16 protein-coding genes are annotated in these 15,567 nt (G+C 62.6%); 9 read left to right on the forward strand and 7 right to left on the reverse strand.

All coding sequences use genetic code 11. The features are described from left to right. Positions 1–23: 23 nt before the first annotated feature. Positions 24–485, forward strand: a complete 462-nt coding sequence (locus ABZ728_RS04915) for a MarR family transcriptional regulator (RefSeq protein WP_366654746.1) — start codon at positions 24–26, stop codon at positions 483–485. 18 nt (positions 486–503) lie between these two features. Here the strand turns inward: ABZ728_RS04915 and ABZ728_RS04920 are convergent, their stop codons facing one another. The 3 genes from ABZ728_RS04920 to ABZ728_RS04930 all read right to left on the reverse strand — a co-directional run bounded on the left by ABZ728_RS04920 (position 504) and on the right by ABZ728_RS04930 (position 2,848). Next, entirely contained in the window at positions 504–1,253 is a 750-nt protein-coding gene (locus ABZ728_RS04920; RefSeq protein ID WP_366654748.1) for an SDR family NAD(P)-dependent oxidoreductase, read from the reverse strand. A 99-nt stretch (positions 1,254–1,352) separates the two neighbouring features. After that, a complete protein-coding gene (locus ABZ728_RS04925; RefSeq protein ID WP_366654749.1) occupies positions 1,353–2,528 on the reverse strand; it encodes an MFS transporter in 1,176 nt (391 codons plus the stop codon). Beyond that, a complete protein-coding gene (locus tag ABZ728_RS04930; RefSeq protein WP_366654750.1) occupies positions 2,513–2,848 on the reverse strand; it encodes a DUF1127 domain-containing protein in 336 nt (111 codons plus the stop codon). The genes ABZ728_RS04925 and ABZ728_RS04930 overlap by 16 nt, the downstream gene beginning before the upstream one ends. A 295-nt stretch (positions 2,849–3,143) precedes the next feature. Between ABZ728_RS04930 and ABZ728_RS04935 the strand changes: the two genes are divergently transcribed. From ABZ728_RS04935 to ABZ728_RS04955, 5 genes are all read left to right on the forward strand, one after another. Then, a complete protein-coding gene (locus tag ABZ728_RS04935) occupies positions 3,144–4,193 on the forward strand; it encodes a LacI family DNA-binding transcriptional regulator (protein ID WP_366654751.1) in 1,050 nt (349 codons plus the stop codon). Positions 4,194–4,518: 325 nt separating this feature from the next. Next, positions 4,519–5,700 carry an acyl-CoA dehydrogenase family protein gene (locus ABZ728_RS04940; RefSeq protein WP_366654753.1) on the forward strand — a complete coding sequence of 394 codons (1,182 nt, stop codon included), beginning with the start codon at positions 4,519–4,521 and terminating at the stop codon, positions 5,698–5,700. A 66-nt stretch (positions 5,701–5,766) separates the two neighbouring features. Further along, positions 5,767–7,182, forward strand: a complete 1,416-nt coding sequence (locus tag ABZ728_RS04945; protein WP_366654755.1) for an MmgE/PrpD family protein — start codon at positions 5,767–5,769, stop codon at positions 7,180–7,182. A 5-nt stretch (positions 7,183–7,187) separates the two neighbouring features. Continuing rightward, positions 7,188–7,961 (forward strand): GntR family transcriptional regulator, encoded by a 774-nt coding sequence (locus tag ABZ728_RS04950; RefSeq protein ID WP_366654757.1) that lies wholly within the window; start codon positions 7,188–7,190, stop codon positions 7,959–7,961. Between the two features lie 32 nt (positions 7,962–7,993). Further along, a complete protein-coding gene (locus tag ABZ728_RS04955; protein WP_366654759.1) occupies positions 7,994–8,896 on the forward strand; it encodes a MaoC family dehydratase N-terminal domain-containing protein in 903 nt (300 codons plus the stop codon). 229 nt (positions 8,897–9,125) lie between these two features. Here ABZ728_RS04955 and ABZ728_RS04960 read toward each other — a convergent pair whose 3' ends face one another. Together ABZ728_RS04960 and ABZ728_RS04965 are read right to left on the reverse strand one after the other, a co-directional pair. After that, positions 9,126–9,581, reverse strand: coding sequence for a hypothetical protein (locus tag ABZ728_RS04960; RefSeq protein ID WP_366654761.1), 456 nt, complete (start codon positions 9,579–9,581; stop codon positions 9,126–9,128). Positions 9,582–9,636: 55 nt separating this feature from the next. Continuing rightward, positions 9,637–10,230 (reverse strand): histidine phosphatase family protein, encoded by a 594-nt coding sequence (locus ABZ728_RS04965; protein ID WP_366654762.1) that lies wholly within the window; start codon positions 10,228–10,230, stop codon positions 9,637–9,639. A gap of 1,053 nt (positions 10,231–11,283) precedes the next feature. On the opposite strand from ABZ728_RS04965, the gene ABZ728_RS04970 reads away from it, so the two are divergent. The 3 genes from ABZ728_RS04970 to ABZ728_RS04980 are packed head-to-tail and all read left to right on the forward strand — an operon-like array spanning position 11,284 to position 13,842. Beyond that, on the forward strand, positions 11,284–12,351 hold the full coding sequence (locus ABZ728_RS04970; RefSeq protein ID WP_366655093.1) for a methionine ABC transporter ATP-binding protein: 1,068 nt from the start codon (positions 11,284–11,286) through the stop codon (positions 12,349–12,351). Continuing rightward, positions 12,296–12,982: a methionine ABC transporter permease gene (locus tag ABZ728_RS04975; protein WP_366654763.1), complete on the forward strand. Its 687-nt coding sequence runs from the start codon at positions 12,296–12,298 to the stop codon at positions 12,980–12,982. The genes ABZ728_RS04970 and ABZ728_RS04975 overlap by 56 nt, the downstream gene beginning before the upstream one ends. Positions 12,983–13,035: 53 nt before the next feature. After that, positions 13,036–13,842, forward strand: coding sequence for a MetQ/NlpA family ABC transporter substrate-binding protein (locus tag ABZ728_RS04980; RefSeq protein WP_366654766.1), 807 nt, complete (start codon positions 13,036–13,038; stop codon positions 13,840–13,842). Positions 13,843–13,914: 72 nt separating this feature from the next. Here the strand turns inward: ABZ728_RS04980 and ABZ728_RS04985 are convergent, their stop codons facing one another. Together ABZ728_RS04985 and bcsN are read right to left on the reverse strand one after the other, a co-directional pair. Further along, positions 13,915–14,697 (reverse strand): SDR family oxidoreductase, encoded by a 783-nt coding sequence (locus tag ABZ728_RS04985; RefSeq protein ID WP_366654767.1) that lies wholly within the window; start codon positions 14,695–14,697, stop codon positions 13,915–13,917. A gap of 183 nt (positions 14,698–14,880) precedes the next feature. After that, positions 14,881–15,561, reverse strand: a complete 681-nt coding sequence (bcsN, locus tag ABZ728_RS04990; RefSeq protein WP_366654769.1) for a cellulose biosynthesis protein BcsN — start codon at positions 15,559–15,561, stop codon at positions 14,881–14,883. Between the last annotated feature and the right edge of the window lie 6 nt (positions 15,562–15,567).

Genomic DNA, 15,567 nt, shown 5'->3' on the forward strand with positions numbered 1-15,567 from the left:
ACTAAATGGATTGATATCAACATATGAATGACATGGAACAGACGCAAAAGGTATCCCGTGAGACGACCCTTCATGTTCGCGACACTTGCCTTTGTCTTCATGCTCAAAGGGCAGCCCGAGCGCTGGCGCGACGGTTCGATGCCGCGCTGCGGCCGTTCGACCTGACCAACGGCCAGTTTTCACTGATGATGTCGCTGAATCGCCCCGACCCACCGACGATAGGGGCCGTCGCCACCTTTCTGGCAATGGACCGCACCACCCTGACCGCCGCACTGAAGCCGCTGGAACGCCGGGGGCTGGTCGAGATCAAGCCGGACCCGGACGACCGGCGCAACCGCCGGCTGTCTCTGACGGCCGACGGCTGCAAGCTGCTGGCACGAGCGGTACCCGTTTGGCAGGAAACCCATGACGAAGTCGATCGCCTGCTGCCCGAGGGTAGCCCCGGTCGGCTCAGAAGCGATCTCGAAGCAGTTTCCTCGACATGATCGGGAATTGCGGAAAGGTCAGTAGGTCGCCCGACCGCCGCTAAGATCGAAGACCCCGCCGGTCGTAAAGCTGTTCTCGCGTGAGGCCATCCAGACGATCATCGCCGATGCCTCGTTGAGTTCCAGAAACCGGCCGCGCGGAATCTTCGAGAGCATGTAATCGATATGCTCCTGCTTCATCTGGTCGAAGATTCGGGTTCGCGCCGCCGCCGGCGTAACGCAGTTCACGCCGATATCCATGTCGGCCAGTTCCTTGCCGAGCGATTTGGTCAACCCGATCACACCCGCCTTTGACGCGCTGTAGGCCGGTGCGTTGGGGTTGCCTTCCTTGCCGGCGATCGATGCAATATTGACGATGCGGCCATAGCCCTTTTCGCGCATGTGCGGCACGATGGCCCGGCAAGTCAGGAACGTACCGTTCAGGTTGACCGCCATGACCGTCTGCCAGGCATCGACCGGATATTCCCAGGTCGTTGCATTCGGCCCCGTAATGCCGGCACTGTTGATCAGCACATCAATCCGGCTCGATTGGTCGACAACGGCGCGGGTTGCCGCATCGACGGCTTTGTGATCGCTGATATCCAGTCCATGGGCAGCGGCTTTGTCAGTGCCAAGTTCGGTGGCCGCGCTTTTGGCCAGTTCCTCGTCCTGGTCCCACAAATGAACAAACCCGCCGGCATCCGCGATGCGCTCTGCCACCGCAAAGCCGATCCCCTGGGCGCCACCAGTTATGACCGCAATCTGTCCGGAAAAATCGGTGCCCGGCATGCATTTCCTCCTGATCATTCGGTTTCGTATTGCGCACAGCCTACACGATGACACCACATACTTCAGTCACCTTATGACGGGTCGAGGCCATCGCCGGACTCAGGCCGCCCGACCGCCCGACCGGGGTCCGATCAGGCCACTGGCAGCGGCAACGACGCACATGCCGAACGCGATCAGCACCAGTGCCATCGACAGACCGAAGGCTTCGGAAATGGCACCGATCAGGGGCGGTCCGGCCAGCCAGCCGCTGTAGCCGATGGATGCGACAGCAGCGATGCTCGTCCCGCTCGACATTCCCGGCGTCCGCCCCGCCATGCCGAACAGGATCGGCACCAGTGCCGACAGGCCCAGGCCGGTGACACCGAATCCGACGATCGCAAGCGGTACCGACGCCGGCACGGCCGCCACCAGCAGCCCCCCGAATGCCATCAAGGCGCCGAATCTCATGATCGTGAGCGCACCGAAACGGTCGATGGCGGCATCGCCGAAAACACGGCCGACCATCATCCCGGTCGAAAACGCCATGAACCCGAGCGGTGCCATGGCCGGTGCCGCACCCAGGTGGTTGGCGATGAACACGGCGCTCCAATCCGCAACCACCGACTCGCCCATGAAAATCAGAAAAGCCATCCCGGCCAGAACCAGCAGCGGGCGCGACGGTAAAGCAAAGACCGGCCCAAGCCGTACCGCCGGCTGAAATCGACGCCAGCCGGCGATGCAGGCTATCAGCAGTGCTGCCGTTGCCAGCGCCACCAGAGCCAGATGCCCCCCGGGCGCAAGGCCTGCCATGATGGCGAGCGTGCCGATCACGGCCCCGACGATGCCGCCGACGCTGAACATCGCGTGAAACGTGGTCATGATCGAACGCCCCGAAAGCCGCTCGTACGACGAAGCGGCGGCGTTCATGGAAACGTCCATGGTGCCGTTTCCAAGGCCGAGCACGACGAGAACCAGAAAAAGGGACGGCGCGCCCGGGGCGAAGGCAGGCAACACGAGGGCCGCGCAGCAGGTAAAACCGGCAATCAATGTCGACCGGCCCTCGCCCACAGCGCCAATAATGGCGCTGGCGATCGGCAGCGCGATTATTGACCCCACGGGCAGTCCGAGCATGACCAGACCAAGGACGCCATCGCTGAGGCCGAGCGCGACCTGGACGTCGGCAATCCGGGTGTACCAGGCGGAAAACAGGACGGCATTCAAGGCGAAAGCCAGCCCTATGGCACGGGCGACCGGGTCGTATATCAAGTCATCGATATTCTTCAGGACGGCTGACATTGCATTACCGATTCGTGCCCTCGCTTCCGGTCACCGGTCTGAAGCGGTGCCAACTCTGATTCCACCATGTCGACCACTCCCTCGTCGTGGAGATCGATCGGTCGGGAGACAAGATGCGTCTCGCCGATGATCAGGCCGAGCGGCCGGCTGGCCGGCTGGCGACGTTCATCCTCGACCGTTTGCCGCTCCAGGCCGATATCGTGCAACAACCGATCGTCGAGCATGGCCAGCCTTGCACGGGCTTCACTGCGGATGCGGCGCCGGGCACGTTCCTGCCCGATACGACGGACCGCCGCCGCCAGAATTCCAATAATTGTCATGGCTGCAATCTCCAACCTGTTTCGCGCCCGGACTGACAGAGCCGGTGCACTGTCCGCAGCCCCAAAAGCGGAACCACAGCATCAAAAGGCGCCAACTGAATGCATTCAGTAGGACAGATCGGCAGAATGCATCGTGTTTCTGGATCGTTCAAGTGCATTTTTTGTTGTTAGTGCATGAAGGGGCGCCAACGGCTAATCTGGGCGTCGGCGAAGGCCGGTGACACCGCCAATCCAATGCGGGCAACGACAGCAAGGATCCATCCCAATCGCACCCTCACGCCGCCAGATAACGCTGATGGACGTCGCCCGTGCGGCCGGCGTTTCGCGCACCACCGTCTCGAACGCCTTCAATCGCCCGGATCAGCTTTCGCAGACCCTGCGCGACCGCGTTCTGTCGACGGCCGCTTCGATCGGGTATGCCGGACCGAACCCCATGGCCCGGATGCTGCGGACGGGGCGTGCAGGCGCAATCGGCATGGTCTTTCCCGGCCCTCTTGCCCACGCCTTCACCGACCCGGCATCGGTCGCATTTCTGACCGGCGTCGCCGACGGGTGCGACCGAAACGATGTCGGCTTGCTGTTTCTGCCGGCGGAAAACGACTCCGCACTAGGGTCGGTCGGCCAGGCGGCGGTCGACGGCTTCATCGTCCACTGCATGGCGGCCGGCGCCGGAATGCTCACGGCCGTGCTCGAACGCAACCTTCCCATTCTCGCCGTCGATGTTCCCAACGCCGAACTGCCGGCCCATGTATCTTCCGTCTCGATCGACGACCGCGGCGGCGCCGCCCTTGCAGCAAAGCATGTGCTGGCCCTCGGCCATCGGAACATCGGCATCCTGTCGCTGGAATTGCTGGCCGACGGGCGGACCGGACCGGTCGATATCGCCAGACAGCGGGGCGCCACCTATGGCGTTTCAGCGGCGCGACTCGACGGCTATCTGACGACGATCGAACGCGACGGCGCGGCCGTAACCGGCATTGAAGAGACCGATGTCACCGACCCGGCGGAAACGAAGGCATCCATCGAACGCCTGATCACCGCCGACCCCCGCCCCACCGCAATCCTTGCCATGAGCGATGTTCTGGCGCTCATGACGCTGGATATGGCCAGAACGCACGGGATTCGAGTGCCTGAAGATCTGTCGATCGTCGGTTTCGACGATATCCCGGCAGCCCAACACGCCACACCGGCGATGACCACCGTCCATCAACCACTTCGCGAAAAAGGCGTAATCGCTGTTGAAAACCTGCTGACCACGGCGGGCGTGCCCAGCCGGAGCACGCTGGATATCGAGTTGCGCGCGCGCGCAAGCTCAGGTCCACCCTCGTCCAGTCAGACGCTTTGACATCCTGCTCAGGGATGTGACGAATAAGTCACGCTCGACGAAAAAATATCGTGCTTCTGGAGATTGAATACCGTACAGTTTGAGTCGAGGGTTTTTTCCCCTCATCTCCGAATGCCTCTCCCCGATCGAGGCTTGAGGGCCGGCCGGTTGCCCTACCGACCGGCCCTTTTTTTGTCCAAATTTCCAGATTCCGCCAATACCCGCCATGCTTGACATACTGTAGTGGGTCGGGCACTTGTTATGACAACATATCAACAAGGCCTCAAGACACGGGCTGTAAAGCACCCGCATCACCACCCACCGACAAATGCTGAAGGATTCGCACATGAGCGACGCGACAGATGGATTGATCGATCCCGGCAAGGATTTCGAAGACATTAGGGATGCCGTTTCCCGTATCTGCGAGTCGTTCGGCAACGAATACTGGCGCAAGCTGGAGTCCGATGAGGGATATCCGACGGAATTCGTCGACGCCCTGACCGAGGCCGGCTTTCTCGGCGCCCTGATACCGGAGGAATACGGCGGATCGGGCCTGCCGATCCGTGCAGCCGCGGTCATTCTGGAAACCATCCATGCGACCGGTGCCAGCGCCGCAGCCTGCCACGCCCAGATGTACATCATGGGGACGTTGCTGCGTCACGGCAGCGAAGAGCAAAAGCAGCAGTACCTGCCAGGCATCGCCAGTGGCGAACTGCGATTGCAGGCATTTGGCGTCACCGAGCCGACGACGGGCTCTGACACCACGCAGATCAAGACACGTGCCGAACGCAAGGGCGACGTTTACGTCGTCAACGGCCAGAAGGTCTGGACCAGCCGCGCGCTGCACAGCGACCTCATGCTGCTGCTGGCCCGAACCACCCCCAAGGAAGAGTGCAAGAAGCGCACCGACGGCCTTTCGACCTTCCTGATCGACATCAAGGAAGCCCGGGGCAAGGGCCTCGACATCCAGCCGATCGAGGCGATGATCAACCACAACACCACCGAAGTGTTCTTTACCGATGTCGAGATCCCGGCCAGCAGCCTGATTGGCGAAGAAGGCAAGGGCTTCCGCTATGTGCTGGACGGCATGAACGCGGAGCGCATTCTGCTTTCGGGCGAGGCACTGGGCGATGCGCGCTTCTTCATCCAGAAGGCGCGCGACTATGCCAACGAACGTCAGGTATTCGGCCGTCCCATCGGCCAGAACCAGGGCATTCAGTTCCCGATCGCCCGCGCCTATGCCGATGTCGAGGCCGCCGACATGATGGCACGCAAAGCCGCCGCGCTGTTCGATGCCGGCAAGGACTGCGGCGCCGCCGCCAATATGTCCAAGCTGCTGACGTCAGAAGCGTCATGGAAAGCGGCCGAAGCCTGCTTCCAGACCTTCGGCGGGTTCGCCTTCGCCCGCGAATACGATATCGAACGGAAATGGCGCGAAACGCGTCTCTATCAGACAGCGCCGATTTCCACGAACATGGTGCTGGCCTATATCGGACAGCATGTTCTGGGAATGCCGCGATCCTATTGAACCCGGCTTCGGGTCGATGACCGCTGATACCAACTGCAAGGCCATCAGACAGAAGGAACCGCAAGAATGGCGGACGAAACCAAAAAGCTGGCGGCCTTCGGCGCCGGCATCGATCTGAAATCCGTACCCGAGACCGTCGTCGCCCACGCCCGGCTGCTGGTGCTCGACAGTCTGGCCATCGCCATCCGTGCCCGTCACGAAGTCGACAGCACGGCGCCACTTATGGCGGCATTGGCCGATGGCGGTCTCGATCAGGGCAATTCAACGGTTCCGGGCGATTCGGAACGATACGGCGTTCTTGGTGCCGCACTCGCTGGCGGAACACTCATCCACAGCCTCGACTTCGATGACACCCATGCCGCCTCGTCGCTGCACCCCAGCGCGCCGGTCATCCCGGCCGCGCTTGCGGTCGGCGAGGCCGCCGGGGCATCCGGCGCCGATGTTCTTGCCGGTATCATTGCCGGGTATGAGGCAATCTGCCGGCTGGGCCTGGCAGTCGATCCGGCCGACCACTATGCCCGTGGATTTCACCCCAGCGCCACCTGCGGCGCATTCGGCGCTGCGCTGGCCGCCGGCCGCGTGCTGGCGCTGACGCCGGACCAGATGGAACATGCGCTGGGCATTGCGCTCAGTCAGGCGTCCGGCTCCATGCAGTATCTGGCCAACGGCGCCTGGACCAAGCGCTTCCAGGTCGGGCACGCCGCCATGGCCGGGGCTCAGGCTGCGCTCCTTGCCCGGCGCGGCTTTACCGGGGCGAGCGACGCAATCGAAGGCCGCCACGGATTCTTCAAGGGATATGCCCCCGATGCCGATGCCAAGCGCGCCGCCGATCGGCTTGGCAGCCATTGGGAAACGGCGGCGATCGCCGTCAAGCCCTATCCGTCGTGCCGCTATACCCATGCCTGCGTCGATGCCGCCCAGGCGCTGATGGCGGAGAACGGACTTTCGGTCGACGATATCGAGTCCGTCACGGCCGGGTTGCCGCAATCGGGCATGGAACTGACCGGTATCCCCGAGGAGCGCAAACGCGCGCCGAAGAACATCGTCGACGGACAGTTCTCGGTGCATTTTTGCGTCGCGGTGATGCTGCGCCAGGGCCGGTTCGGTTGGGACGACTATGCAGTGCACCTCGCCGACCCGGATACCCTCGCCCTGACCGCACGGATCAAGGCGGTTCAGGACCCGCGCGCTCAGGAGGCCGCACCGGAATATATGGCCGGATCGCTGACGCTCGGCCTTCGCGACGGGCGGACTTTCGACAAATTCGTCAAGATCTGTCGGGGCGAGCCCGAAGCCCCGCTGACGCCGGACGAGATCCGCGAGAAGACGGCATCGCTGGTTATGCCCATTCTGGGCGAGGATCGCGAGGCCGCGTTTTTTCATGCCATAATGCGGTTCGAAAAGTCGGACCTGCCGGCGATCATGGCCGCCGTCCGGCCGGAAAAGACGGCATCGGACTCCCCGTCCGGAGCGCAGGACTAGCGCCAATGGTCGCGGGAACCGGAACGGGCAAGCCCCGATACCTGAAGGTCGCCGACCGGCTGGTCGAAGACATCGTGGCCGGCACCTATCCGGTGGATTCGCTGCTGCCGACAGAAGCCCGCCTGTGCCGCCTCTACGATGTCAGCAGAATCACGGCGCGCGAGGCCCTGCGCCATGTTCAGTCGCTGGGCCTCATCTCACGGCGTCAGGGGGTAGGAAGCCGGGTCGTCACCGACACGCTGGACAGATCCTATGCGCAATCCTGGGGTTCCATTGAAGACATAATGCAGTATGCGCGGCTGACCCGACTCGACCCGGTCACCATGGAGACGGTCGAAGCCGATGCCGCACTGGCCGCTGCACTCAAATGCCAACCGGGCCAGCGCTTTCTCCATATCGAAGGCCCGCGCATGGCGCCCGCCAGCCAACGGCAGGGGGGAAGTCAGGCAACCGGCGCGGAAGAGGCGATCTGCTGGACCGACATCTATGTCGCCCATGCCTATGCCGGCGTGCAGGACCATCTCGGCACCTATCGCGGCGCCATCGCCTCGCTGGTCGAGGAACTCTACGACGAGCGGATCAGCGACATCGCCCAGGAGATCCGGCCCGAACAGCTTCCGGACCCGATCGCCGACGCGCTGGAAGCCCCGCGCGGAGGGTTGGCGCTCCGGATCGACCGGCGCTACACCGGCCAGGACGGGCGGGCGTTCGAAATCTCCAGCAGTCGCCACCCGGCCGACCGCTTTACCTATGCGATGCGCCTAAGTCGAACAAGCTAATGTGCCGGACAGCCACCACAAGGAACCGATCCATGACCCGGAGCGAAAACGGCACGCCCGACGACGCCGCAAAGGCATCGGCAGAAAAGCCGTGGATGGCGTGGCTGGGCCGCAGCCAATCCATGACCGACGTCTTCGTCGCCGACCGGGCGGCCGCCCTGCACGCCGCGCTCGATCTGGATGGCCCGCCACCGCAGATCGGCGACGCGCTGCCGCCGCTCTGGCACTGGATGTATTTCTGGGAACCGGTCGCCGCACATAAACTCGGGCGCGACGGTCACCCGGCGCTGGGCGGATTTTTGCCGCCGGTGCCACTCGACCGACGGATGTGGGCCGGCAGCCGGATCAGTTTCCATCGGCCGCTGAGGGTCGGCGCCGAAGTCGAACGCCGTTCCACGATCACCGCAATTAATGAAAAGACCGGACGCACGGGGCGCTTGGCATTCGTCACGGTCAAACATGAATTCTTCGCGGACGGAGAACCGGTTCTGACCGACGAACACGACATCGTCTATCGCGAACCGGCACAGCCGGGGGAATCGAGACCTGCCGGCGTGACCAGCGATCTGACACCGGAAGCCGTTCGCCGCGAGAACGTGTTCACGCCCGACCCCGTCCTGCTGTTCCGCTATTCCGCCCTGACCCTGAACGGGCACCGCATTCACTACGACCACCCCTATGCCACCGGTGTCGAAGGCTATGCCGGTCTGGTCGTTCACGGCCCGCTACTGGCGACACTGATGGCTGCCGCTGCCGCTGAAGACGGGCCGCTGAGCCATTTCGAGTTCCGCGGCCGACGGCCGGTGATTTGTGGAACGCCGATCCGTGTTGCCGTTGCCGACGATCCGGACGATGCCGGCCGCCGCCAACTTCGCGTCATCGATCACGAGGGATTTGTCGCTTCATCCGCCGTGGCCACCATAACCCCCGCGTGATCGCGCCCCGTTCCTGATCGTCGCCGCCCTTATCGTACCGGGGCACCGATCGGGGACCCTGAGCCGGATGCAGCCGGTTCGTGTATCACGATCGAGCATTGCTGCACGAGGTCCCGGGTCAAGCAACGCGTCACTTCCGTGCCGCGCTCCGCCCGGGACGATCAGGGTGTGGGAGATCACCATTTTCGCTATCGCCGACGATCCGCGGCAGATCGGCGACCGGAAAGCGTCAGGGCCGGAACAGCGTATCGATCAGGGCCGACAGCCGTCCGTGACCGTTGATATACCGGACCTCGAACAGCGGCGCCTTGCGGAACGTGGCGGCCGTTGCGGCCTCGCAGGTCGGCATGAAGCCCATATAGACGATGAAATCGTTCAGCGCATCGGCGCTCATCGTCAGATCGACATCGTCGCCGTCTCCGCGCCGGACACCGATGGTCGGAAATGTGGGATCGGGCTCCGTCGATGTATGTCCGAATACGAACAGCCGGCCGTTACTGTCGACGCACGAACTGTCGAATACATCGACCCGCCCCGTTTCCCCTTCATCCAGGCCAGCGACGACGGGTTTGTCCATGCTCGTCATGGCATCCGACAACGAACGATCGAGTTCGAATGCCGATACGGTGGCCGGCACGGCCAGGAGGGCCGACGCCCCCGTTAGCCAGGAAACAGCCCTGTTCAATGATTTGCTCCCCTTGCGCCTCTTAGGGAACGAGTGCCTGTTCGCCAACCGGCTTTCAAGCGGAAATCGCTTCCAGATCGGCGGAGAGGTGCCTGAACTGCCATTGGCCCGCGGCGCCGGGCTGTACGATCACCGGCTGGGCATTGCCGATCCCGGCCGTCAGCCTGATGTCCAGAGCCTCGCTAATGGCTCGGAAGACACCGCCATGCGCGATGATCAACAATCCGGAATCGTTGCCCGGCCCAACATCGGGATCCATGGCAATCTGCCGTAAGGTGGCAATGACCCGATCATTGAACTGCCGCCGGGTTTCGCCGCCTTCGGGTGCGCCCGAGCCGTCGGTTTCAGCGTGGGTTTTCCCCTCCCATGCACCATAACGGCGTTCGGCCAGACCTTCGTGGATCTCGGGAACAAGGCTCCATCGGTTCAGCAGCGGGTCCGCGGTCTGCCGGACCCGTGTCAGGTGGCTCATCAGAACCCGCCTGATCGGCAATTCGGCCAGAATGCCGGCCGCGCGGGCGGCTTGTTGAACACCCAGACCGTTCAGGGGAATATCACTGGAGCCCTGCAGTCGGCCTGCGCGATTCCAGTCCGTTTCACCATGGCGAAGAAAGTAGAATGCCTTTGTCGGCGGCCAAATCATGTTCATCGATAATTCTGCTTGTTCAGGAGTTATGAATTGTGCCGGGCATCGACGCGATCAACCGGCAGTGTGATGATTTTCCTTTACAACACCCTATACCGTTAAGTCGGCTGAGCCAACATTGCATCGATGACACTTTTGTCAATGAAGCTGGTTGAGCAGAGTCTGCGCGGGGCGCAAACCGGGCATCCGCCTCGTCATGGCTGGTGACACTGAACGGCGATGTGCACACATAACTGACCCCGGATCGGAGTACCCTCCGAACCGGGGTCATTGCCGTATCGGCAATCCGGCATTCGAGCCAGAATACTCAAACCAGAAGGTCATCCTGGTTCTGTCATTCGAAGTTCAATTGTATGAATCAGCGGCCGCTCACCGGGATCCCGACTAGTGGCGCGGCCGAGCCCTGATGTTCAGACAGGGCACCTAAAGGCGAATAGGTGGTTCTTCCATGCGCAAACGCACCTCCCCTCTGGTGAAGACGATCAGCCAAACGCGGGTCCTCGTACTGACTCGGGCCCTACGGCGACCTTCCCCGACATGAGTATTCATCACAAATACTCAGTGGCGGCAAGGGTATCTGCAATACGAGCCATCAACCACGTAGGCCTTATTAATATAGTCCACTTCATCGCCGACTTCAAACGGATTTCGATACCAGAATGCACCGAAGATTGCGGATCAATGACGAAGTTTTATTTCGTTCTGGGATCTTTATCTATACCCGGCCGTCGTCGGAAAATTTACGCTACATGTTTGTGAATACCAGGGTTTCGCGCCGCAAATCCGTGTTTCGGCTTGACGGCTGACGGAGCGGGAGGCAATGTCGTCGCTCGTTCGCAAACGAACGGAATGGTTTGGGCCGAACCTGTCGGTCCCGCGGATCTTTGAGGGGCAGCTTGCACCGCGTCAACAATGCTAAAGCGCCACGAGTCATTCGTGGTTGGTCCCTCGTGGTATGAGGGCAAGACGATGACGCATCTCCAACGACATTCCGGGCAAACAGGCAAGGTTGTTCCTCCGACCGCAACGCGGACGGACTGATTGGTCATGCCCGCGATGATTACTCTCAACAATGTGTCCAAGCGATACCCCGAGCGCGGCAAATCGGCCGAGGTATCGGCTCTGGAAGCGATCGATCTGGAAATCGGACGTGGCGAGATATTCGGCGTCATCGGTCGGTCGGGCGCTGGCAAATCAACACTGGTGCGTCTGATCAATCTGCTGGAAAAGCCGACCGAAGGAACGGTGACCGTCGACGGTATGGATATGACCGCGCTGTCGCCAGCGGCCTTACGCGCAGCGCGCCGACAGATCGGCATGATTTTCCAGCATTTCAACCTTCTCTCGTCCCGCACCGTTTTTGACAATGTCGCGCTGCCCCTCGAACTGGCAGGCATGAACCGCCGCGAGATTGCGGCCAGGGTCGCACCCCTGCTCGACCGTGTCGGGCTGACCGACAAGGCCAACCGCTATCCGGCCGAACTGTCTGGCGGACAAAAGCAGCGGGTGGGCATCGCGCGCGCTCTGGCGACGGAACCCAAGGTCCTGTTGTGCGACGAGGCGACTTCGGCCCTCGATCCCGAAACGACGCGGGCCATTCTCGACCTGCTGGCCGACATCAACGCCGAACTGGGGATCACGATCGTGCTGATTACCCACGAAATGCACGTCATCCGGCAAATTTGTCAGCAGGTTGCGGTACTGGACGGCGGCCGCCTCGCCGAACTGGCCTCTGTCGAACAAATTTTGTCGCGCCCGGAGGCCGAGATAACGGAACGGCTTCTGGCGGCGACCGGACGCGATGCGCTGCCGCCCGCGATCGGCCGGCGCCTGTCGCCCGAACCCGTGGGCAGTGGTAGCCGCGCCGTCCTTCGTCTGAGACTGGCCGGCGCCGGCGCCGACGGCAACGCGGCGCTGTCGCTGCTGTCGCGCAGCCACGGTCTCGACGTTTCAATTCTGCAGGCGCAGGTCGATGTCGTCCGGGAGACGGCGATCGGAACGCTGCTCGTCGGTGTGCCGGCGACTGGCGAGCGGCTTGCGTCTGCCATTACGCTACTGGAGACCAATAATGTCACTGTTGAGCCTCTTGGGTATATCGCCGCAGATCTCCGGGCTGCTGGTTGAGGCGACGCTCGAAACCCTCCACATGACGGCGGTCTCCGGCGGGATCGGCACGTTGCTGGGTCTCCCGCTGGGCGTTGTTCTGGCGACCAGCGGCCGCGGCGAATTGTTGCAATGGGTCGGCTTCAACCGCGTCGCCGGCCTCGTCGTCAACGCAACCCGGTCGACGCCATTCATCATTCTGGTGGTGGCGATCATTCCGTTCACCCGCATGATTGCGGGCACGTCGATCGGCACCACCGCCGCCATCGTGCCGCTGACCGTTGCCGCTGCGCCCTTTATTGCCCGCGTCGTGGAAAACGCGATCCGCGAAGTCGACCAGGGACTGATCGAAGCGGCCAAGGCCATGGGCGCGACGCCGCTCCAGATCGTCCGCAAAGTCCTGATCCCGGAGGCCATGCCCGGTATCGTTGCCGGCCTCACCCTCGCCCTTGTCAGCCTGATCGGCTATTCGGCCATGGTCGGCGCGGTGGGCGGCGGCGGCCTGGGCGATCTGGGGATCCGCTATGGCTATCAGCGCTTCATGCCGGATGTAATGGCGCTCGTCGTCCTGGTCCTCATCATTCTGGTCCAGTCGGTCCAGACGATCGGCGACTATCTGGCCCGGCGGGTGAACAAGCGGCTGATGTCCTGATCCGCCAATTCCATTCCCCTCCCCATCCAACCAGAACGAAGGAAACACCTCTCATGAAGGCATCAACTACCAGTCTTGCGGCGCTCGCCGGTCTGCTGACCGCGACGACCGCATTCGTCTCCGGCCATGCCAGCGCCGATACCGAAACGCTTCGGGTCGGCGTCACACCCGGCCCCCACGCCGAGATCATGGAAGTCGTCGCCGAGGTCGCGGCCGAGAACGGACTGACCCTCGATATCACCGAATTTTCCGATTATGTCGTGCCGAACACGGCGCTGGCCGATGGCGACCTGGACCTGAACTCGTTCCAGCATCAGCCCTATCTTGACAATCAGGTTCGCGACCGCGGATTCGATCTGGTGTCGGTCGCCCCGACCGTCGTCTTCCCGATGGGCTTCTACTCCGAGACATACGAGTCGATCGAAGACGTGCCCGACGGCGCGACCTTTGCGATCCAGAACGACCCGACCAACGGCGGCCGTTCCCTGCTGCTGCTGCAGTCGGCCGGGCTTCTCACACTGGGCGAGGATACGGGGCTGACACCGTCGATCCTGGATATCACCGAAAATCCGCACGGCTTTGAATTCATCGAACTGGACGCCGCGCAGCTGCCGCGCTCGCTGAGCGATGTCGACGTGGCCTCGGTGAACACGAATTACGCCGTCGAAGCGGGTCTCGACCCGAACGAGGACGCGATCCTGCGCGAAGGTCCGGAAAGCCCGTACATGAACATCATCGCCGTCCGCGCCGAAGATGCCGACGCCCCGTGGGTCGAGCGGTTCATCGCCGCCTATCACAGCGATGAAGTGCGCGCATTCGTTGACGAACGTTTCGAAGGTGCTGTCGTCGCCGGATTCTGATCCGGCGTATCAAAGCAACGGAAAATGCGGCATCCGTTGCCGCATTGCCCGTTCCCCGATCGCCCTTTCAGCTCACATCGTGTTGATGAGGCCGCCGTCGATCCGCATCATCATGCCCGTGACATAGGACGCGCGCTCGCTGGCCAGGAATGCCGCCACATCGGCGAATTCCCTGGGTTGACCATAGCGGCCGACCGGCACCGCCGACTGGGACCGTTTGCGGACATCGGCAACATCCATTCCCTCGCGCTCCGCCGTCTTCTGATCGAGCGACAGCAAACGGTCGGTTTCGATCCGGCCGGGCAGCAGGACATTGCTGGTAATGCCGTGCGGCGCGACCTCTTTCGCCAGTGTCTTGGAAAAGCTCGCGACGCTGGAGCGCAGAACGTTGGAAATGCCGAGCGTCGGGATCGGCTGAATGACACCTGACGACAGAATGAACTGGATGCGCCCCCAGCCCCGTTCACGCATGCCGGGAACGACCGCTTCGGTCAGAGTAATGGAACTGATCACCATGGCATCGAACTGCCGGCGCCATTCGTCGGCGGCAACGCCCAGCGCGCCCGATGGCGGCGGTCCGCCGCAATTGTTGACCAGTATATCCACGGGGCCCGCTGCCAACACGGACTCAGCCAGCGCCGAAACGCTGGAAATATCAGAGAGATCGACCGTGTGCACCGACGCACTGCCGCCGGCGGACGCAATACCGTCGGCGACGGTTTTCAGTTTCTCCGCCGAGCGGGAGGCGATGGCGACGTTACACCCCTCCGACGCCAGCCCCTCTGCGATGGCGCGGCCGATACCCTGTGATGCGCCGATAACCAGCGCCCGCTTGCCTGACAAACCCAAGTCCATTGTTCCGCTCCGTCCCTGAAATTCCGTATCGTATGCATTCCGGGGTAGCGGAATTGGTGATCCGGTTCAAGTTGGCTGACACCCTGCGCCCGGTCCCGCGGTAGCTGCGCATTGGTTTCGATAAAGGGGCCAGGATCGGGTTGTTTCGATAAGGGATGGCAGAGACCTGCGGCAGAATACGGGTCAATAGCCCAGAGACAGTCCGTCGAAGAGGCCGACAAGTTCCTCCGGCGACCTCGATCGGTCGCAATACCGGAATTCGATGAACAGGCCATCCACGTCGCGGGGGAGGCGCTGGGCGTTTGCGTCCTGCCACGCGAAGATGCAGGCGGCGCGTCCGCCGGCTTCGCCAATCGCGTGATTGTATATGCCAAACCCGTTGCGCCGCAGGTCGCCGCTTATCGCCATGCGAATGCCGGGAAAATCCTCTCGAAGCCGGGTTGCGATTTCCGTCTGCGTCGGCGCCTCCCAGCGATCGGACGGATCGGTCGCCCAGACCGGGCCGGTCCGAAGCCTCACCGACGCCTCAAGATAGTTTTCACCCGGCAGACTGGTCGGATTCTCATAAATCGTTCTCTGGACATATGTATCGGGATACCGGTTCTCGCGAACGTCGAGCACTTCGATGTCGTCGACGGCGAAACGGCCGATGCTTCGGGCAATTGGCGCCGACACGCCGCCGAACACATCGTAGTTGGGCGTCCCCAGCGGGTCGTACAGCCGCTGCGACGGATCGAGGGGATTGGCACAGGCCGACAGCAGCAGGCAGGCCGATCCCATGAGGGACAGCCCGACTGCCCTGCGGCCACGGGACGACCGGCGCCCTGAAGCTGGCCGCGACGCGCCGTTCAACTTTCTGGTCATCCGAAT

The sequence above is a fragment of the Fodinicurvata sp. EGI_FJ10296 genome, from assembly GCF_040712075.1.
Taxonomy (GTDB): Bacteria; Pseudomonadota; Alphaproteobacteria; order DSM-16000; family Inquilinaceae; genus JBFCVL01.